This window comes from Rhodopirellula sp. SH410, assembly GCF_055811895.1.
The window spans coordinates 366,407-386,326 of record NZ_CM147949.1; the positions used below are offsets into that span (position 1 = coordinate 366,407).

25 protein-coding genes are annotated in these 19,920 nt (G+C 56.2%); 17 read left to right on the forward strand and 8 right to left on the reverse strand.

All coding sequences use genetic code 11. The features are described 5' to 3' along the window. Nucleotides 1–7: 7 nt before the first annotated feature. The 6 genes from SH410x_RS01325 to SH410x_RS01350 form a co-directional block, all read right to left on the reverse strand. Complete coding sequence (locus SH410x_RS01325) at nt 8–2,470, reverse strand: AAA family ATPase (protein ID WP_473673964.1); 2,463 nt, start codon at nt 2,468–2,470, stop codon at nt 8–10. Continuing rightward, entirely contained in the window at nt 2,467–2,997 is a 531-nt protein-coding gene (locus SH410x_RS01330) for a hypothetical protein (protein ID WP_473673966.1), read from the reverse strand. Before SH410x_RS01330 ends, SH410x_RS01325 begins: the two co-directional genes overlap by 4 nt. After that, nucleotides 2,994–3,266 (reverse strand): helix-turn-helix domain-containing protein, encoded by a 273-nt coding sequence (locus tag SH410x_RS01335; RefSeq protein ID WP_473673968.1) that lies wholly within the window; start codon nt 3,264–3,266, stop codon nt 2,994–2,996. Before SH410x_RS01335 ends, SH410x_RS01330 begins: the two co-directional genes overlap by 4 nt. A 73-nt stretch (nt 3,267–3,339) precedes the next feature. Next, entirely contained in the window at nt 3,340–3,945 is a 606-nt protein-coding gene (locus SH410x_RS01340; protein ID WP_473673970.1) for a hypothetical protein, read from the reverse strand. 242 nt (nt 3,946–4,187) lie between these two features. Next, a complete protein-coding gene (locus SH410x_RS01345) occupies nt 4,188–5,336 on the reverse strand; it encodes a tyrosine-type recombinase/integrase (protein ID WP_473673972.1) in 1,149 nt (382 codons plus the stop codon). Between the two features lie 701 nt (nt 5,337–6,037). Further along, a complete protein-coding gene (locus tag SH410x_RS01350; protein ID WP_473673974.1) occupies nt 6,038–6,745 on the reverse strand; it encodes an IS110 family transposase in 708 nt (235 codons plus the stop codon). 95 nt (nt 6,746–6,840) lie between these two features. Here SH410x_RS01350 and SH410x_RS01355 point away from each other — a divergent pair, with 95 nt between their 5' ends. The 4 genes from SH410x_RS01355 to SH410x_RS01370 all read left to right on the forward strand — a co-directional run bounded on the left by SH410x_RS01355 (nt 6,841) and on the right by SH410x_RS01370 (nt 9,141). After that, complete coding sequence (locus tag SH410x_RS01355) at nt 6,841–7,257, forward strand: hypothetical protein (protein ID WP_473673976.1); 417 nt, start codon at nt 6,841–6,843, stop codon at nt 7,255–7,257. Between the two features lie 161 nt (nt 7,258–7,418). Next, on the forward strand, nt 7,419–8,126 hold the full coding sequence (locus SH410x_RS01360; protein WP_473673978.1) for a hypothetical protein: 708 nt from the start codon (nt 7,419–7,421) through the stop codon (nt 8,124–8,126). A 102-nt stretch (nt 8,127–8,228) separates the two neighbouring features. Further along, a complete protein-coding gene (locus SH410x_RS01365; RefSeq protein ID WP_473673980.1) occupies nt 8,229–8,642 on the forward strand; it encodes a hypothetical protein in 414 nt (137 codons plus the stop codon). A gap of 40 nt (nt 8,643–8,682) precedes the next feature. Next, entirely contained in the window at nt 8,683–9,141 is a 459-nt protein-coding gene (locus SH410x_RS01370) for a hypothetical protein (protein WP_473673982.1), read from the forward strand. Nucleotides 9,142–9,379: 238 nt separating this feature from the next. On the opposite strand, the gene SH410x_RS01375 is transcribed toward SH410x_RS01370, so the two are convergent. Together SH410x_RS01375 and SH410x_RS01380 are read right to left on the reverse strand one after the other, a co-directional pair. Continuing rightward, a complete protein-coding gene (locus SH410x_RS01375; RefSeq protein ID WP_473673984.1) occupies nt 9,380–9,736 on the reverse strand; it encodes a hypothetical protein in 357 nt (118 codons plus the stop codon). Between the two features lie 79 nt (nt 9,737–9,815). After that, the gene (locus tag SH410x_RS01380) at nt 9,816–10,103 is read right to left on the reverse strand and encodes a hypothetical protein (RefSeq protein ID WP_473673986.1); all 288 of its coding nucleotides are present in this window, start codon (nt 10,101–10,103) and stop codon (nt 9,816–9,818) included. Between the two features lie 529 nt (nt 10,104–10,632). On the opposite strand from SH410x_RS01380, the gene SH410x_RS01385 reads away from it, so the two are divergent. The 13 genes from SH410x_RS01385 (at nt 10,633) to SH410x_RS01445 (ending at nt 19,768) form a co-directional block, all read left to right on the forward strand. Continuing rightward, nucleotides 10,633–11,268 (forward strand): hypothetical protein, encoded by a 636-nt coding sequence (locus tag SH410x_RS01385; RefSeq protein WP_473673988.1) that lies wholly within the window; start codon nt 10,633–10,635, stop codon nt 11,266–11,268. Between the two features lie 31 nt (nt 11,269–11,299). Further along, nucleotides 11,300–11,668: a DUF1257 domain-containing protein gene (locus SH410x_RS01390; RefSeq protein ID WP_473673990.1), complete on the forward strand. Its 369-nt coding sequence runs from the start codon at nt 11,300–11,302 to the stop codon at nt 11,666–11,668. Beyond that, entirely contained in the window at nt 11,668–11,859 is a 192-nt protein-coding gene (locus SH410x_RS01395; RefSeq protein WP_473673992.1) for a DUF2997 domain-containing protein, read from the forward strand. Before SH410x_RS01390 ends, SH410x_RS01395 begins: the two co-directional genes overlap by 1 nt. A gap of 14 nt (nt 11,860–11,873) precedes the next feature. Next, complete coding sequence (locus SH410x_RS01400) at nt 11,874–13,358, forward strand: AAA family ATPase (RefSeq protein WP_473673994.1); 1,485 nt, start codon at nt 11,874–11,876, stop codon at nt 13,356–13,358. Between the two features lie 283 nt (nt 13,359–13,641). Continuing rightward, complete coding sequence (locus SH410x_RS01405) at nt 13,642–14,586, forward strand: hypothetical protein (protein ID WP_473673269.1); 945 nt, start codon at nt 13,642–13,644, stop codon at nt 14,584–14,586. Next, nucleotides 14,583–14,843 (forward strand): hypothetical protein, encoded by a 261-nt coding sequence (locus SH410x_RS01410; protein WP_473673996.1) that lies wholly within the window; start codon nt 14,583–14,585, stop codon nt 14,841–14,843. Before SH410x_RS01405 ends, SH410x_RS01410 begins: the two co-directional genes overlap by 4 nt. Nucleotides 14,844–14,947: 104 nt before the next feature. Next, nucleotides 14,948–15,163 (forward strand): hypothetical protein, encoded by a 216-nt coding sequence (locus SH410x_RS01415; RefSeq protein ID WP_473673998.1) that lies wholly within the window; start codon nt 14,948–14,950, stop codon nt 15,161–15,163. 159 nt (nt 15,164–15,322) lie between these two features. Then, nucleotides 15,323–15,547, forward strand: coding sequence for a MoaD/ThiS family protein (locus SH410x_RS01420; RefSeq protein ID WP_473674000.1), 225 nt, complete (start codon nt 15,323–15,325; stop codon nt 15,545–15,547). After that, complete coding sequence (locus tag SH410x_RS01425) at nt 15,544–16,587, forward strand: hypothetical protein (RefSeq protein ID WP_473674002.1); 1,044 nt, start codon at nt 15,544–15,546, stop codon at nt 16,585–16,587. The genes SH410x_RS01420 and SH410x_RS01425 overlap by 4 nt, the downstream gene beginning before the upstream one ends. Before the next feature lie 22 nt (nt 16,588–16,609). Beyond that, the gene (locus SH410x_RS01430; protein WP_473674004.1) at nt 16,610–17,128 is read left to right on the forward strand and encodes a hypothetical protein; all 519 of its coding nucleotides are present in this window, start codon (nt 16,610–16,612) and stop codon (nt 17,126–17,128) included. Next, nucleotides 17,125–17,820: a ThiF family adenylyltransferase gene (locus SH410x_RS01435; protein ID WP_473674006.1), complete on the forward strand. Its 696-nt coding sequence runs from the start codon at nt 17,125–17,127 to the stop codon at nt 17,818–17,820. Before SH410x_RS01430 ends, SH410x_RS01435 begins: the two co-directional genes overlap by 4 nt. Continuing rightward, the gene (locus SH410x_RS01440) at nt 17,813–18,211 is read left to right on the forward strand and encodes a hypothetical protein (protein WP_473674008.1); all 399 of its coding nucleotides are present in this window, start codon (nt 17,813–17,815) and stop codon (nt 18,209–18,211) included. Before SH410x_RS01435 ends, SH410x_RS01440 begins: the two co-directional genes overlap by 8 nt. 435 nt (nt 18,212–18,646) lie before the next feature. Next, nucleotides 18,647–19,768, forward strand: coding sequence for a transposase (locus SH410x_RS01445; RefSeq protein ID WP_473677447.1), 1,122 nt, complete (start codon nt 18,647–18,649; stop codon nt 19,766–19,768). Nucleotides 19,769–19,920: the final 152 nt, after the last annotated feature.

A 19,920-nucleotide genomic window follows, 5' to 3' on the forward strand; every position in this document is an offset into this window, starting at 1 on the left:
GCAGGGTTCACAATGCCGCCTCTTGGGATGCAAACTTGGCGAGGATCAAACCAGTCAATTGGTGGTTCCTGGCGTCGGTGTATGACTGCTCGACGATGGATAGATCATTCAAAAGTTCCGCGATCGCAAGCCGCGTGACTTTTTGCGGATGCCCGGAACGATCCTCGATCCAGCTTTTCGACCTAGGCTCCTGCTCATTCGCGAGTGAGTGAAGTACACCGGCGCGGGCCTCGTGAATCTGCCGGGCCTTGGCGGCCAACTTCTTATTGCGGGCATCCCTGGCTCGCTGCTCGGAAACATCGTGGCCAGAGGCGATTTCGGCAGTCCATTCAGCCTCGTTAAAGACAACCCTCAGCAGTCCGGCCTGCTCATCGCGGCCACCGTAGACGACAGATAGGTCGTGCATCCGATCGAATGCGTAAGGAACGTTCCGGCCAATCAGCCACCAATTGCCCGCAGACTCGGCCAGTCCGGCCCCTGACAAGTCTTCTAGTGTCGGCTGCCCCATTTCCCGCGCGGCGGTTTTGACAATGTGGTGGGCGATAATCACGCTAGCTGGCTGGCACGCTTTCACGAATTGAATGATCGCTTCACCCATCTCGTTCATTTTGAACAGGTCGAGCCCTTGCAAACCGCGATAAAGCGGGTCGATGATAACCACCTCGATCCCGTGTTTCTTCACGTCACGTGTGATTGCCGCTTGATCCGCCACGCTCGGAAGCGATGGAAACTCGATCGCTTCCACGCGAAGGAATTCGGAAACATCGCTCCAGGTGAAGCCCCTCACGTCCAGGGCCCGCTTGATCCGCTTGCTTATCGCCCTGTAGTTGGATTCCCCTGTGATGAACAGCACCTTGCGACGTTTGGAAACGGGAAAGTGTCCAAGCCAGGGTGTGGTTGTCGCCAGCGATACCGACAAGTCAACCAATTGCGTCGTTTTCGTTGCCTTACTCGCTGCCCCGAAAACAGTGGGTTGATCGGCTGAGAAGATGCCATCGACAAGCCAGTCGGCTTCCATGTCGACGTACTTCGCCAACTCGCTGGCGTCGACACCGGCAAACGTGATGCCCAGTTTGCTCTTCGGTGCCAGCAGCTCGCCATCGAGAGTCATCAAAATTGTCTTGGATAGCGATACGGTTTCGGCTTTGCCTTCTGGCGAAACGAACCGCACCATACAACTATCGCCATTATCCGAAACGACTTTTCCAAGGTTATTCCGATCGGTGGCATTTACCTGCGTGCCAGGTTCGACAGCGCGAGCCTTTGGCACTATCGCAGTTGCTGTAGTTGTCGCCTGTAAGCGATCCTCTCGCAGCTTCACGCCCGTCTCGCCGGACTCCCGGGCCTTGCACATCCCTTGGGCCAATTTCCGCTCGAGCTCATGCTCAGACCACGGCGGCGAGCATTTCTGATTGTGCTCGAGCATCAACGGCCATCCCTCCTCGAACGATAAGCCAAACCGCTCGATTGTCGCGCCGACTTCCAGGGTTTTGTTTGATCCGTGCTCGCCTTCGACGGCACCGTCAAACGAGTCGAGATACAAGCGGCATCGCTCCACGATCGCAGGCGAGGAGGGGCGAGCCAGGTGGCTTGCCGTTGCTGCTGTTTTCGCCTTCGGCAGATCGGCCTTTGGTTTTGCAAACTCAGCCACAAGCGATTCGATTAACGCACGATCAACCACCTCGATCTCTTGGCCGTCATCGATAAACCACGCCTGCCGATGCGGGCGATCCTCATAGCCGTCGACGCCTGCCAGGTTTGAGCCTTTGCGTGCCCAGGTTCCGGCTACCTTTAGAATTCGGCTTGCGTTGTAGACGGTATGATCCACGTCTACTTTTTCGTCAGTGAATCGATCGCCGATCACTGTGAGAAACGACGAAACCAGCTCCTTGGCTTGCTCATCATTCGGCAGATCAACGCGATAAAGCAAGTACGCGCCATTGCCGCTCATACACCGCAGCGGCTCGGGCCAGCCACGGGAAGCAAGCCAGTTTTTTATCTCCCCCGCTGCTCGTGTCGCGGACCGATTCTCGGCATCGGTTGCCGATGTGCCGCCTTCTCGCTTCGGGTCAATGTCGATAAGTATCCATCGACGCGACACGATGTCGTGATCCTTGGCCGCGAACTTGACTCGTGGGGTGATTTCATTAGTAGACCGGCCTAGCAATCGATTTCCGTCAACGGGATTCAAGGAAACATAAATCCCTGGAGGATGCTTGCAACCAAAATACTTGATTTGCCCATTCGCTTTTTTGTGGTCAACGAAGTAGCCCGCAGCCGTCCCCTTAAAGTCGCTTCCCTTCTTTGCTGGGCAATCATAAATCCGAATTTCATAACATCCGTCTGGGTGCAGGATTGATAGAAACTTCTCAACGTCGTAGCAGGCAACGCCTCTCGGTTTCGCCACTTCGGCAACCGGCACGATCTCAGGTGCAGCGCATGGACACCATGCGGTAGTTGTTAGCCTCACGGGTGCACCCTCCGTCGGTTCCACTGCTTGGCGGATTCGGGCAGCCGGTCGTAAACACGCCGCGAAATTGCCACGCCAGTGTTTAGACTCTGATCGCTCGCTGCTTGGCGAAACCCGCAGCGATACGCGGCGACAATTAAAGCACCGTTCGAGACGTAGCCGGATTCCCCGCGAAGCCTCAGCCATCGCTCAATAGCGTGCTTGGCCGCGTAGGAGCTGATTGACGGGGATTTGATCTTTTTGTTGCGGGCAAGCCATCGCATTGCCAGTAAGATTTCCGATTCGCTGGGTGCATCCCCTTCGGGCCACTGGCGGCGAACGTCGATCAATCCGCATTCGTCGACGCGGTAGGTCTTGCCGTCGATGGCCTTGATTTTTGGGTACCGCGACCGACGTTTTACGATTTGCGATTGCCCGGAGCCGGCCACCGGTGTATCATCCGCTCGCCGGGTGTCAACACTGGCAACTTTTTTGAGGGGCTTCCGATTTTGCCGATCGGTGGCCCTTTTTTCGTTTTGGGTGCTCATGAGAACACCTTCTTGACGTTCGCGTCAATTCGCTGACGACGTGATTCACTGGCCTGCTTGGCTTGTGAAGTCTTGGCGGTCTCAGGCGTCATAAACGCTTCGAAGTCACAGCGGCGGATTGTCCATCGGGGGCGGGTGGCGGCGCTCGTGTTGACGGCGGGGAGGCGGCCCAGCTCAATCAGAGCGCGAACCTTTTGGGTTGTGATGCCCAATTCGCGGGCCACCTGGCCAGTCGTGAGGTACTGCGTTTGCCCTTGCTTCGTTTTCATAAAAAACCTTTCGAGTAGTGGTTAAGCACTCGAAAGGTAGGCAACACGTTTTGCAGGAAAAATAGGGAGAAAGTCAGTTCTCCGATTCTCCGATTTCGTTTTTACGCTTTCTGCCGGACGATCTTTTTTCTATTCTCCGATTGATTTTCTTGGCGTAGTACTTGATCTGCTTGGCTACTCGCTGGATCTCGTCTTGCCCCGGCTCGGCAGTGCCATTGATCGCAATGCAAACATCCCGCCACGTGACAGTGCTGGAGCTGTTCCAGAGCGTCAGGCCACGCTCGTTTCGATCGGTGATCAGATCGGGATTCAGGTCGGGATTCAGGTCGGCAACCGCTGGCGCCGGGGCTGCCGGGGCGTCAATCGCCGCAATGATCTTGCTGACCGGCATGTCCAGCAGCAGACTTGTGGAGCAGCCCAGACGCTTGCCGAGCCATCGCAGAACCGCCGTTTCCCGAATTGGCTCGGTGCCACCATCTGCGATGAATGCCGCGTCTATTTTCTCCATCGACTCGCAAGCCAGGTCATTAAGTGGACGGACGGCGGTACTGACTGCGCTTCGGCCATCGCCACTCACGAGCAGCTTCGCGGGGACGCTCTCCCAACGGTTCTCGGATCGGACGCCGGCCGCGAAGAAACTCCGTAGTGGGTAGGACGTCGCGTTGAAGTTCGATGTCACTTCAACCCGCGTCCTTCGGTGGCAATCATCCTTGCCACACCTTGGACAAATGCGAGGTGTGTTCGGGTCGTCAGGTATCCATTGGTGTTCGCATTGCTGGCATGAATCCAGGTGCTCGACTCGACTACTCATTATTCAGATTCCCACAAGTGAAAGATGGTCGCTGCCAGCCGCCGAGCGTCGTTGTGGGGCAACGCTCGGCGGGCCGACACGCGGGGAGCTACCCCGCTGGCGACGTGAGATTAGTTTATCGAAACTACAGCCGCCTCGGCACCATACAGCCATGCCCGCACCAATTCACACACGCGGCGGATCCGCTCGTCTGAGATACCTTGTAGGTATGTCGCGCCTTCGCCTTTGCCTTGGTGCCCCATGCAGTGGTTGATCGCTTCCAAGTCGCATGTTTCGCTAGCCACCGTGCGAAAGGTCCGACGCAAGTCATAGTGGTGCCCCTTGGTGACACCCGCGGCGGCCTTTGCCTTCTCCAGTCGGCTGGAAACCAGATCGACAGAACCAGTAGACTCAGCACGCGCCCAGGGCAAGCCGCGCAAGGTCAAGAGCAGCCGATTATCGTACTTCTGCCGAGCGGGCGTCGCTCGCTTGGCAACAGCGTCGGCCATCGCCTGCCGAGTCTCGGGCCACAACCAGACGCGGCGGTCAATGCCAGTTTTGTTTCGCGGGCAGTCAAGATACTCTTGGCCAGCTCGCCATTGACTTCGGGTGATCGCGGCAATGTCTGAGGAACCCATGCCCGCATTTATGCCGAGCAAGAGCACGGGTTTCAGTTCCACCGGGGCAGCATCGAGCACTTTCCGCAGATCCGCAGCATCCCATAGCCGTTTCCCCCTCGCAGTGGCTTCACGGCGTAGCAACCGTTTGGCTGGCGGTGTCAAGGTGTCGGCGATGTCGATTGATTTGATATGCTTGTGGAGCAGGCACCATTTCAGGAACGCGCGACACCTCGCCAGTCTCCCCTGTAACGTAGCTTGGGCAACAGCCCTGCCAGACTTGCCGATCGACAATGCCGAGCGTACGGCCTGCCATTGCGGAGGCGTCATCATGTCTGGCTTGGCTTGCCCACCGACGGCACCGATGACGATTTCCAACATCGCCTTGTAATCCTTGGTGTGATCAGCGCGGACGACACCACCTTTCACGCGGTCGCGACTATCGGCCAGATATAAGTTTGCCAACTCGGACAGCGAAGGCTTGCCATCGATTCGCGGCGGCTCGTAGCCGGCCAGCAGGTGATCCTTCTCATCGGCCCATCGTTTCAACGCGGCATCCAGATCAGTGCCGAAGTATCGCAGCTTGCCACGAATCTTTTTGGACCACTGGCGGTTAGAATGCAGGAATAGCGGGCAGCCTTTCGGGCGGTTCGGTTGAGCCATTTTCGGCACCAGTTTGTTAGTGAGCAGGAAGTGAAGAACCCGCCATGCTAGCAAATTGGTGTCGGATGGGGTGTCGTCCATGAAAAAATGACGCTATTCGGGGCGTTTTTCCTCTTTATAGTGTACGATCTATCCGCACGTCAGGCGAGCAGCCCAACCGACAAAGTTGAGCTTTTTCTACGCCTGACATGCGGATAGATCGCAATTCGTTATCGGATAGAAAATGGAGCATGATTGGATCGTTCGAGCGTTCTCCGATGTTCCACCAAAGCGGAATCTCCTGGCAGCTGCACATCTGCGTCATATGGGCGCTAAGGGGATCGCCTACGTGCCAACGCTCTTCCAGATGTGCCGTGAAATTCATGCGACTCCAGAGCCACGCCCCGCCGACTATGGATTTGTTCTTTCCGGCATGCGATCCGTGGGTGCTGTGCTGAATGCTTGTGGCTTTGACTCTACCGATGTGTTACACACCAAGGTCCTCAAGTGGACGATCGATTTAACGCAAAGTCAGGACAATGAATTTCGCGCTACTGGAATTTGGGTTCTTGGAGAAATTGGCGTACCACCGGAATCTGTTCGCACTCGGCTGATCGAAATGCTCTCCACTGAACGCCACAAAGGCGATCATCAAATCGCAACGTGCCGCTCTGTTGCATTTCGCATGCTCGCTAAAGTTGACCGCGAAACTGCATTGCAATTTACTGCGACCGATGCGTGCGATGAGTATATCGCATCAATGGACCACTGGCTTCAACGAAACGCCAGGAGACCAGAGAACCACTACGATTGGGGGCCTGAACTGAGGGCAGAGATTGCTTGGTTGCGCGGAGACGAAGACCGATAACCATGTCATCCACCGAAGGAAAGTTCGTCAGGTCCACAGTCAGCCAGGGGTTTGCGAAACGAGTTGATGTGCTCGCGTCCGGTGTGCCAGGCTTTCTCGCCCGTTGCGATCTCGATCCCATGGTTGACGAACCACGCACGGATGGCGTTTTTGGTTTGTTGATTCGGCCGTCGAGTGTCTTGCGGTATTTGACGAGCGATCGAAACTCGCGGTGTTTCAATGAGGGCGTGTGGACGCCTTTGAGTTCGCCCATGGCGGCCATCCGAGCGAGCTTGAGGGCGTCGTCACGATCGGTTTTGCGTTTGACGTTTGCCCATCGCCAGGCTTCTTGGTTGGTGGAGCAGACGAGAGTTTCATGCCCTTGATGTTGTGCCAGATCATTGATCCAACCGGAGGGGCCGCAGGCCTCCATGACGACGAGGTCGGCCTTGGTGTCCTTGAAGATGACACCGAAGTGTTCTCTCGTAGTGGGTGTCGTGACAAACTTCGTTTTGCGAGTTTTCGAGTCGAAAAGGCAGCAAACGGAGTTGAATTTTCCGAGGTCGAGTGCGAGAATCTTCATGAGATTTCATTCCATGTGTTTGGTGGGTGGAGCGAATGTGACGGGCAGCCGCAAGCTGCCCAGATCACGGGTTTGAGTCGCCAGTTTTTTAACGAATGGCTCCCACCCGTCAAACCTTGGACTTACATGGATTCTTTCGCCGACGCAATATGCTCCACTTCCGTCTTATCACTGTCGCGCTGCTCATTGCACTGCCTTTCATTGCGGGATGCGAAGCATCGCGGCAACCGGCTGCTATGTTGCCTCCGGATGACCGACAACCGGCTGCGACGTTGGTTCCGGATGAATCGCAACTGACTTCCTCCGATGCACTTTTGATCGCGAAGAAGACTGCGACCGAAAACGGGCTGCAACTCGAAGACTACAGCGCCCCGACCGTTGTTTACGATGATTCGCACGGCCAACGACAGTGGTGGGTGCACTTTGATGGAAAGCGGGAAATGTTTGGTGACCATTTTTCCGTGCGCATTACCGATGGTAATCGGACTGCAGAGGTGTTTCTTGGACGATGACCGATTCATCGGAGAATGCGATTTTGCAAACGCCAACTCACGATCAACGGTTGCGGCGAACCATGGGATTCAGCGGAGCGGCGGTGGTGCGGTTCTTGCTGACATCAAAGTCGTCTCCCGCCGCCCGCTGATCCCGAACGTTCTGCCATTGAATTGAAGACATGCCGCTGCCGCAGAGCATCCAACGTCGTGTCTCGCACATCGACGTCTTGATCGACGCCTTTCACGGTTCGGTCACGTATTGGCGATTCGCATCGGAAAGCGAAAAACGCTGGTCAACCGTCATGGCCCCAACGCAACCCCTGCTCATCGGCGAGGCTGACGCGCTCGATATTGATTCTGCCTGTGATGTCAACCTCTCCGCGCCTGACGGCGGAATCATTCACATTAATGGTGATCTGAACGCCGATCTGGAAACCGGAGGTTTCCACGAGGTCGTCATTCGTGGCAATGTGGCGAAAAATGCTACGGTACGTGCCAGCGGCTATCTTCACATTTATATTGGTGGTTCCGTTTTCGGCCGGATCGAATCAGCTGATAGTTCAAAGATTTGGGTGGACGGCGACTTCACGGGCTCGATTGGGACAGGCCATCCTTCGACTAATATCAACATCGGCGGCAACTTTTCCGCGACAGTTTCACCGCTTGACGATGGCTCACTCCTATACCTGTGCGTCGACGGATTCGCTACGCTCGAATTGATGTCATCGATCTCTGACATTGGGTACACTTTATTCCACGCAAGCGTCGGTTCGAGCGACTGCGAACCAGGGCTGTATCCAGATGGAGCCGGACGACGAGCAACTGAGACTGGCAACAGTTACAGTCGTTGGTGTGTCTTGTCACGCCGCAAAGAAGCAGAACGATGACATGCACGTGAGGACGGCTTCAACGTTTTCTGAAATGGATACTCTTCCATCCGTACCCCGTGTTGTCTGCCCTTTACCCGAGTGAAAGCAATGATTAGGGCGATGCACACTTTTCCGATTTGGCTTGTCTTCATCGGTCTTGCGACACCAATCGCGTTGCTTGCCTTCGCTTCGATCTCGCTTGCCCGCGAATCTTTTGCCGCCACCGATCCAGAACTGATCGACACGGACATCGTCACAGGACAAACCTACACCGACGATGGCACTGTTACTCGCACCTATTCCGTGAACATCCCAGGCTCTCGCAAAACCACCGTCTTCATTGGTCCGTTGGCTTTAACGTCTAACGCACGATCATGGGCCGGTTACTCGGCACTACTGGGGCTTCTGCTGCTTGGCATTGGGATTGGTGGGATGTTGCATTTCCCAACGCAAACGTCGGCTCCATTGATTCCGTCCGACTTCGCCACCGCTGGTTACGATGACGACTCTGCATCGGTCCAAGACGGTGGGTAAACATCCCGTCCGCCGGAGCCGGGCTTGCACGGTTTCACAAATGGACAATCAAATTTCCCCGCCCGGTGACGGGCACCGTTCCCTGACTGAAATCCGCATGACGGAAAATCCTTACTCGACTCCATCGCTAGACGCGTCCTCCGAAAAGACGAATTCGCTAGCTGCATCCACAACTTCGCCTTCTCTTGCTTCGATCGCTAAACCGACGTTTCTGGCATGGGAACGACTGCGACTCATCTTCGTCGTCTTACTGGGGTTACTCACGCTTCTACTCGCCGGACCCAATCTGACGAAACTGCGTACTCTTGTGCTTGTAGCCGAGGGCGCTATTGTTGCCAACGTCTGCTTTTTCGCTGGCCCAATGATCGAAACTTACGTTCGATGGCTTGGGTACGATCGCAGGTGGGTGCGATGGTTTCTTTTCGTGGGCGGAACGATGCTGACGGCGATGCTTGCCGTCGTTACGGTGGCGTCAGTCCTCCTGCCCGACCAAAAGTAAATCAAAGAGCGGGGAACAATGACATGCACGTGCGGACTGGCAAGGTATGTTGCCGAGCGGGTGTGAATCCCGTCTGGGTAAGTGCTAGCCACACGCCCGGTATCGAGTGTTGCAGCCAACGGATAAGCAGGCCGCCCGGGTTGTTGGTTGGAGAGCACCCAGCAAGGCAGTTTCGGTCATGTTGTATTGGACGCCTTTCATTGGTTTGATCTCACCGTAAGGACACAATGTGTCGTCGTCAGTGGGACACCGGAGATCTGAGACAGTGAACAGTAAAAGGGATCACATCATCGAATCGGCTGTGCAGAACCACTGAGTTGCACTTGAGAGCCTTGATCTTCCCCCGCTTCTTCCACGCGCGACAAAGAAGTACGAGCGGAACATCACTTGACTTGATCTTCATCGCGATCGCACCACCGCGTGATGAACCAACGATCACATCCGGTTGGTGCTCATCGAACTCCGCTTGTGCCGTTACGACCGCAGCATCGTCATCAGGTTTCGGATTGATGACGTCATCACCAGCGTTCTTGAGAAGCGTCGGTTTGATGCCACCGATTACGCTGTGCCAGCCGTGCAGGAAGAGGATTTTCATAGGGATCGTTGAGGCTTCACGAAAAAAGCACCAGCGGAACCCTTGAAAGCAGCATTGAGGTTGGTCAGGATGCGACTTGTCATCTCTGCGTTGCCTTCAAGCAAGCACTCAGCCACGATCGTTCTTCATCGCTAAGATTCAAGTTCCCTACTTCGCCTGCCACAACCGGATGTTGTGTATTCCATCCAATGTCGCCGCCACGCAGATATGATTCGCCAGTCTTTCGATCAGAAGTGTAAATCCACTGCTCGCCATATCGGTTCTCAAAATAGCCGACATACGTGTTGCCGTCTTGCTGGGAAACAATCGGAGGATCGCCGCTGCCGGCGGCGTGGTGATTGCGAATCGATAACAATGGATCAGACATAGAATCCCCTCTTTAAGGTCAGTGCAATCGGACGGAAAATGTCATGTTCGTCTACGGAACTCTCATTGACGAATCCTACTTCATTGCCGCACGCGACATCCATGCCTTTTTACTCTAATTGCTTCGGCCATTAGGCGTGCCTTCTTTCTCTGACGCTCCGGTTTCAGCCACTTAGTCTGAAAAGCCGAAAACAGCTTGATTAGCGTAGAAATCACGTAAATCCCGCGTCAGAAATCGAATTTTGGCGTTTTTGGTGTCACTATTAATTGGGAAGACTTAGATTTTCTGAGTCCCCGGAACCCCCGCCAAAGCCCCGTCGTTCAGTCATCTCACTCAGAGATGCCTGGATTGCGGGGCTTTTTTCGTTTCTATCCCATCGATTTTGAAGGAGACCCAATGGCCTTTGCCGTTCTGGCGGCCAGCAGCGTGCTGGTCGTGCTACTCACCCTGGCTTGGGCGAAGGAGATCCGACTCAGACGTGCTCTGCAGTCGCTCCTGGCCCGAGTCTTTTCCCAATGGAGAAATCCTCGTGAAGCAAACGAACCATCTTCAACGCGTCGCGATGTGCCTGACTCTGCTGATTCTCAGCGTCGCCGGGTGCAATGACTCATCTGACGAACGGCTTGCGGCGTTCGCTCAACAATCGATGGCCGAACAACGCATGCAGAACGAAAGGCTCGCTGATCAGTCCCAAGCCGTCGTCGCAGAAAGCCACCAACTCGCGGAAACCGCGAAGGAACTGGTCAAAAGCGACGCCGAAGCTCGTCGGGAACTGATCGCGGCCCAAACTGAGATGACTTCGCAGCTCAATGAGCAGCAGTCGGTCATCTACTCTGGCCATAACCAGCTGGAACAGGATCGTCGCGATATCGCATCGCAACGTCACCGAGATCCTATCATCGCAACGGTGATTCAGAACTTTGGGCTGACCGTTGCGTGCGTGCTGCCGCTCGTCGTCGCGGTGTTTGTGATCCGGCAAATGCATTTGCAGGAACCTGATCATGCCGCGGTCGCGGAGATGCTCGTTCTCGAAATGACATCGGATGAGCCAAGGTTGTTGCCGGGGCCTGCGTCTTGGCGTCCAGCGTTGGATCACGACGACGAGCAAAACAATCACGCATTGTTCAGTGGTGACTCGACGGATGACGTCGAGCCACCGATTTAACCATTTCACTTAAGCAAAGGAGACTCAATCCATGAGCCACATCGTGGAAATCAAAACGGAAGTCCGAGACGAGGTCGCAATCGGTTCCGCTTGCCGGCGTCTCAAGCTGGATCCACCCACGCGGGGCACCGTCAAGCTGTTCAGCAGCGAGGCAACCGGCGTGATCGTCAACCTTCCCGGCTGGCGATACCCGACTGTGTTCAACACACAGTCGGGCGAGGCCCGCTTCGACAACTACGGCGGCCACTGGGGCAAGCAGGTTCAACTCGATCGCTTCTTGCAAGCCTACGCCGTCGAGAAGGCGAAACGGGAAGCTCACCTGAAGGGTCACACCGTCACGGAGGTGTCACTCGCGGACGGTTCCATCAAGTTAACCGTCACGGTGGGAGGTGCCGCATGATGCCAACCATCGAAATCGTCGTCTCGCCCACGGGCCAAACGCAGGTTCAGACCAAGGGTTTTGCCGGCAGCCAATGCCGTCAGGCCAGTCAGTTCATCGAAACGGCACTTGGTCAACGCACCAGCGAGCAGTTGACCGCTGAGTTTCATCAGCAGGCCAATCAGTCGCAATCCAATCAACAACACCACTAGCAAGGAGATCAACCTTGAAACTCAATACCCGTCTCACGGAGTACGTGAGAGCTTGCTTTACCGGCATCTGGATCGAGTCCCACGAACACCAGGATGCCCTCACCGAAATCGCTCAGCTCTGCCGCGATCAACAGTGGCAACTGGCTACCTGGGACATTGAATCCGGCTTGAACGTTCCCGATCAACCGCAACAGGACACGATCGGCAACGATCCGTTGACCGCGATCCGGTCGATCAACGCTCTCGCCTCGCCTGATGGCACAGCGATTCTCGTGCTGCAGAACTTTCATCGGTTCTTGCAGTCCGCTGAAGTCGTCCAGGCACTGGCACGGCAGGTCGTGGCTGGCAAACAGAACCGCACGATCGTGGTCGTGCTTTCACCGGTGGTGCAGATCCCGACGGAACTCGAAAAGATGTTCGTCGTGATGGAGCATGACCTGCCCAACCGCCAGGAACTCGATGAGATCGCTCGGGGAATCGCCACTGAAGAGGGAGAATTGCCGAAAGACTCCGAACTTCAAACTGTGATCGACGCTGCGACTGGCTTGACTCGCATGGAAGCGGAGAACGCTTTCAGCTTGTCACTTGTCCGTCAGGAACGGATCACTGCCGATGCGGTTTGGGAAATGAAGACCCAAACGCTAAAGAAAAGCGGATTGCTTTCGCTATACCGCGGCGGCGAGGATTTCAGCAGCCTGGGAGGCCTGTCGGCACTGAAGGCGTTCTGTAAACGAGCCATGCTACAGTCGCACCGAGGCAACTCACGCAATCGACCGCGGGGCGTTTTGTTGCTATCACCGCCAGGATGCGGAAAGTCGCAATTCTGCAAAGCACTGGGAAAGGAAGTCGGTCGGCCCGTGCTCAATATCGATGTCGGCAGCCTGATGGGTTCACTCGTCGGGCAGTCGGAGGAACGCACTCGCCAGGCACTGAAAATCATCGATGCGATGGCGCCCTGCGTGGCGATGATCGATGAAGTCGAAAAAGCATTCGCGGGAATGAACGGCAGTGGAGACTCAGGCGTGGCATCACGGATGTTCGGCACGTTCTTATCGTGGCTCAATGATCACGAGTCGGATGTGTTCGTGGTCTGCACAGCCAATGATGTCTCCAAGCTTCCACCTGAGTTCAGCCGTAGCGAGCGTTTCGACGGTGTGTTCTTTCTCGATCTGCCCAGTCGTGAAGAGAAGGATGCGATTTGGGGGATCTACCGTGAGCTCTACGAAATCGATTCCGCCCAGAGTGCTCCCGATGACACGAACTGGACTGGGGCCGAGATCAAGTCCTGCTGCCGTCTGGCAGCGTTACTTGATCTGCCACTAAATCAGTCCGCGCAGAACGTGGTGCCGGTGGCGGTGACCGCGGCAGAGTCCGTGGGTCAACTGCGTTCCTGGGCGAGCGGTCGATGTCTGTCGGCCAGTCGCTCAGGCATCTATCAGCAGACCAACGGTTCGCCAAAGGCTCGTCGCCGAGTCAATAGAGAACCGTCGAACAACTGAAGTCCCTTTCTAAAATCCGGATTTTGAACCTAGCCGGACGGTGTCCTCACGTGGGATGCCGTCCGGCTGATCGTCAACTGGATGGCCGTTCGTAGGTCACGGAACTCGTCGAAGAAGGAGGCCATCAAAGCCGCATCGAGAAGTAGATTCGTCCCCAAGATTGCGACAGCAATCCCCGAACAACTAGCGACCGCTAGCTGTTCTTTCAACTCGTTTTTTGCCACCCCTGCCGGGAGTCGATCATCACGATCGGCTTCCGGCTTTTCTTTTGGAGATTTTTGACATGTCCACTGTCCTCGAAGAACCGACGTCCCAAAGCGTCACCACCTCCAGTGATCGTCTGCGGTCAACGATGGCGGCGGCCAGGCTCAGTTTCAACTGGCTCGGCGTTCGCAAGACGCTGACGTCCGAACAGAAGACTCAGGCTGCCGATTCCTTCGACGCTGAGTCAAAGTACTTGTCGGCGTCGAAGAAGCTGATCGATACGACCCACCCCGCGTACAAAGCGGTCACTTCGGTTCGATCGCGAGCGGTGTCGTACTGGAAGACGGTGTCGCTTCCCTATCCCGAACCGGGATTGCGGCTCATCAAACGTGAAACCATCGGTGACTTCGATTCGCAGATGGAAGTCTTTCGCGATGAGTTGGCTGTTGCCGTTTCCGAACTCGATCTGCATTTCGCTGAAATGCGTGAAGCCGCTCGTGACCGACTCGGCGACCTGTTTGACGTGAGCGATTACCCAGCAACTCTAGTCGATGAATTTGCGATCACGCATGACTTTCCGGCTGTTGAGCCGCCCAACTACCTACGGCAGCTCAACCCAGAAGTCTACGAGTCGGAATGTCGCCGTGTGCAGTCTCGTTTCGTGGAGGCCGTCGAGCTTGCCGAGCAAGCGTTCTTGGAAGAACTCGCAAAGCTTGTCGAGCACTTGACCGAGCGGATCGCTGGTCAAGAGGACGGCAAGCCGAAGGTGTTTCGCGACTCGGCGGTGACGAACTTGAACGAATTCTTCGATCGATTCCGATCTCTCAACATCGGATCCAATGAACAACTCGATCACTTGGTCAGCCAGGCCCGTGCGGCAGTGAGCGGCGTCGGTCCGCAGGAATTGCGAACGAGCGAGCAACTTCGCCAGAGTGTTTCTACTCGAATGGCGTCGGTGCAAGCTGGTTTGGATCAACTTCTGGTTGATCGTCCACGCCGTAACATCCAGCGACGACCTCGATGAGCGGTGACATGGAAATTGTCATCACGCCGAATGGAATGATGCGAACCGTGTACTGCGAAGCGATCGAGCTTCATAGACTCGGGAGCATCGAGATACGCCGTGGATCGCACGTCGAACCCACCGACGACGGCCAATGGATGGCCGACCTTTCACCCGTTGACGGTCCGATGCTCGGACCGTTCGACATTCGTAGTGAGGCACTCGATGCCGAACTTCAATGGCTCAACGAGCACTGGCTTTTGCCAGCGTCGAGTTAAGCCTTCAACAATCGATTTGTTTCTTTCCTAGCCCTCGCGACTTGGCACCATGCCGATCGACGAGGGCTTTTTCGTTGACATCTTCCAACTCAGGAACCATCCCAATGTTTCAAACAGAAATGTACCGCAACATCGCTCGTACCACCGGCGACTCTGTCTCCACCATCAAGCGTCTCGGCTTTCTGATCGCCAATCCCTCGCAGCCGATCAGCGATCCGGAAGCCGAACACCTCGGCCCCCACGTCATCGACTGGGACGAGTTCGAGGCCCACCAAGAGGACTTCGATGCGACCACATCATTCGATTTTGCAGCGTTGTAAACCGTACACCGGTTTCACCGTTGCAACCCACGACCGGCGGCACTCTGAACGTGTTGCCGGTCGTTCTTTTGTCCCACGCGGAACCCGACGGCGAAGACAACAACACGCGCCGGCGACGACCGCACATCTCCATCACAACAAACCCAGGAAACACAAACCATGAAAATCCTCTTTATCAACAACGACGGAGCCGGATTCGCCAACCACATCGACATCGAAGCCGATACGACGGTGCAATCTCTGTTCAACCAACGCATCGGTGAAGGCAGGGAATCGAACTATCTGATTCGCGTCAACCGCCAGCCTGTCTCGGCAGACCAAATTCTGGTCGAAGGAGACCGAGTCTCGATCACCCCCACCAAGATCGAAGGTGCCGGATCGTGAGCTGCTGTACTCCACAGAGCCGCCGCACCGTCAAGCGTGCGTGGCGGATGGCGAGACTCGTCAAGGCGGCCGTTGATCGTCATTGCCTCTCACACCCGAAGGTTTTTCAAACACCGACAGTGGACAGGGTGATGCGATGGCAGCGGATGATCTCGGTGGCTAAGTCGCGTCAATATCACGGTGCGGCGAGGGTCCTGACCAAGCGACTGCTCGATGCTTTGAACGATTTGCAACGCGAGGTCGACGCAGCTACCTGCGTGGCAGTCGCGTCGATGGAGTCATCACGCAGCGTGACGATCGCTGACATCATGGGCGACCTGCTGACGATCGTGACCGAGTTTCCGGGCTGTGATTTCGACGTTGCCAAGCAAACGATCCAAGTCACTACCGAAACTATTGAGCTTGAAAGCACTGAGCTGGGTGCCTTCCGAATCGAATTGGAGCTGCGGTACCTGGGTCAGTCATGCCCCTACCGCGTGGTCGCACTTGATCCCAACCCAGCGACCTGCTGTGACTCGACGACTCATCCGCATGTTCAGTCGGAAGTTCTCTGCGAAGGCGAGGGCCAGGGACCGATCAAACTGGCCCTGGCACAGGGGCGGTTGCATGACTTCTTCACTGTCGTGAACCAGGTCCTGCACACCTACAACCCACACAGTGCCTACACAACGCTTGGCGACTGGTCGGGTACTGAGTGTCGGGACTGCGGCAGCACGGTTGATGAAGACGACATTTGCTCGTGCGATCAATGTGACGGCCAGATCTGCAGCGGCTGTACGTGCTCATGCGATGGTTGCAGCGAAACCCACTGCGACGACTGCATGACGAAGTGCGAAGGCTGCCGAGACTCATTTTGCGGAAGCTGCATTTCAAGCTGCGACCGATGTAACAAACCCTTTTGCCAAGACTGTCTAACGGAGGAGAAATGCGATGATTGCGTTAACGAAGAAGAAGAGGAGTCGACGTCGGATCCCAGCGAGGAATCGTCAGTGCCTGCGGTTCACGCCCTACGCGTGGGCGAAGTTGTTGTTCCTGCGTGACCTGGGGAATACGGAGGTCGGAATGTTCGGGATCACCAGTCCCGACGATCTACTGCTGATCGAGTCGGTCGCGATGGTTCAGCAAATCTGCACGCCTGTTACCGTGTCATTCGATGATTCCGCAGTTGCGGACTATTTCGACGATCAGATCGACGAGGGGCACACGCCGGAAACGTGTGGACGAATTTGGCTGCACACGCATCCTGGCTCGTCACCGCTACCAAGTGGCACGGACGAAGAGACATTTCAGCGTGCCTTTGGCACTCCGGATTGGGCCGTGATGTTCATCGTCGCACGCGGCGGTGCCACTTACGCTCGCTTACGGATGAACGTCGGGCCGGGCTGCAACAAGCGGCTTGCCGTCGAAGTTGACTACGACACGGAATTCCCGGAGGCCGATCAAGATCTTTGGGAATCTGAGTACGAAGCGGCTGTCACGGTTCATGATCCGTTCACTCGGCGTCCGAGGGCACTGACCAGTGATCCCTTTGAGTGGCGGGACGACACCGGCTGGTGGGAAAGCGAATGGGTGGCATCTTGAATACCAACCAAGATCGTTTCGAGCGTCAAGCGAGTCTCGTTCCACGAGATCGTATCCGCGACACCAGCGTTACGGTGATCGGCGTCGGAGCCATCGGTCGTCAAGTCGCTCTGCAACTCGCATCGATCGGCGTCACGAAGTTGCAACTGATTGACTTCGACACCGTCGAGCTGACGAACGTCACCACCCAAGGCTATCGAGAAGATGAGATCGGGCAAGCGAAGGTCACCGCAACGATGCTGGAGGTCGAACGCATCGATCCATCGATCGAAATCGACTTCATCATTGACCGCTTCCGCTCAATGCACACCGTCGGTGACGTCGTGTTCTGTTGCGTCGACAGTATCGCGACTCGAGCAACGGTGTGGCGATGCCTTCAAAGGCGGATCCAACTGCTGATCGATACCCGTATGAACGGCGAGACGATTCGTTTACTAACGGCTGAGCCCAGAAAATCACGTCACTCGTACGAATCGACGTTGTTTGCCCAGGGTGACGCTCACGCAGGAACCTGCACGGCCAAATCAACGATCTACGCAGCATCCATTGCCGCGGGCTTGTCCGTGCATCAATTCACTCGCTGGCTCCGTGATATGCCACTGGACAGCGATTTCACCTTTAACTTACTCGCCAGCGAACTGAACGTCGCGGGCGAATTCACATCTTCCATTCAGGAGAACACATTTGCATAGTGCAATCACACTCGGCATTACGGCTGAAAGCTCAAATGGACAGTCAGGACCAGCAGTCCGAGTGTCCGTGCCCCTGGACAGTCAGGCGAGCAATGACGCGATTCTTGCTGCCGTCCGGCGTTGCCGGATGCTGGCGGAACAATCACTTCCAAGCGAGCCGCCGCAGCGGGGTCCCTCGCAAACAGCACCGACCGGTCACCAACCATCGGTGAAACGGTTTGCGACTGAAAAACAGATCAACGCGATCGCGGTCATGTCAAAGCGACAAGGCATCACGCTCGACCGCACGCTTCACGATCGGTTTGGTGTATCGGAACTCTCAGCACTGACCATCAGCGAGGCGTCCACGTTGATCGATGAGCTGAAGGGCAAACAACCCGCTTCGAATTAGCATTCAGTCCATCCCGACTCACGAACCCAGCCGGATCGTATCCGGTTGGGCATCGTGAGCTTTTTTTTAGCTATCCGGCAATTGTTCTTGGCAATAACTGATCGAGTTTGGAGTGCACTACAGGGTATCGGCCACGCAAGTTGGCATCCGCACGCCGTCGAAACGAGTCATCATCTGATCTCAGCCTCGTAACACCGCTCGACTATTCGCCTGTGGTTGCAACCGCGAGCTTCCGTTGCACAATCGCGAACTGCGAAACTTGTCACTCGCCGTTGACGAAGTACCTGCGGTCGCTAGGAAGCGAATTGATGCTGTCACAACGGAGCGACTGTCCTTGCACCAACCATTGAGCCCCCGACAGCCTGGACGCCGAAGGATAGAATAGGGACAGGCAATGAATAGTTGCCTACGATCGCGGATTGCATACCATTGCCGATGGTCTCGCTGCTCAAAACCGTGACGCTGATGGAGTTGATGAAGATGCCCAGGCAAGCTCGTGGGGAAGTGATCGATCCGAATGAGGTTCAGATCCTCCACTGTATCGAGAGGTGCGTCCGCAAGGCGTGGCTCTGTGGAACCGATCCCGCTACTGGAGAGTGTTTTGAGCACCGCAGGGGCTGGATTCGCGACCGAATGGAGTTCCTTGCATCGGCGTTCGGGATCGATTGCCTGACCTTTTCGATCATGAGCAATCACCTGCACCTGGTTCTAAGAAGTCGCCCGGACGTCGTCGTGGCGTGGTCGGACGAGGAGGTCGCCCAACGTTGGCTGCGACTGTTCCCCGCACGTCGCAACCCTGACGGCAGCCCCGCCGTGCCGACGAGACCGGAACTGAACATGATCCTGAATCAGCCGGCGGTTCTAGCCTCGCGGCGTCAGCGATTGTCTGACGTGAGTTGGTATATGCGCTGTCTCGCCGAGAATATTGCCCGCCGCAGTAACGCCGAAGACAAGGCTCGCGGCCACTTTTGGGAAGGTCGTTTTCGGGCACAGGTACTCCTCGATGAAGCGAGCTTGCTAGCGTGCGCGGCCTATGTGGATCTCAACCCAATTCGCGCCGCCATGGCGGAAACGCCTGAATCGAGCAAGTACACCGGAGCCAAGGATCGGATTGACGACTTGACTCAATGCTCCGATCGGACCCGCCCAAGCACCCATGACTGGGAGCGAAGCCGCGGTCGGCAGCACAGTGGTTGGATGAGTCCAATCGAAATTGACGAGCAGAGCGATCCCGTCGGGCCGCACCTGGATCATTCGGGCAGACGAGGCAGCCTGAAAGGTTTCCTAAGTGTCTCGTTGGCGAGCTATCTGGAATTGCTCGACTGGACAGGCCGTCAACTCCGCAGTGACAAGGTCGGTGCGATCCCCTCGCACTTGCAGCCGATCCTCACACGTATGGGCTTGGATACCCATGCCTGGTGCGACGTTGTGAGCCGATTTGGGCGGGTGTTCAAGCGAGCAGCGGGTAGCCCAGAACACCTCGCCGAGGAAGCCAGCCGTCGCGGTCAAGGTTGGCTCTGCGCCCGTGACAACCCACTCGGGATATCTTCGGCCTGACCGTCTTCGAAAAACCTCCCACTTTGATTCCCTCCGGGGTCGCTGCTGCGCCGATATTCGAGAATCGGATCAGAATCAGCCCGATGCCCGGTGGCGGCACTCTGCGAGGCCCCGATCGTAGTTAAATCGGCCGAAAAACAAGCCGCAGCCCG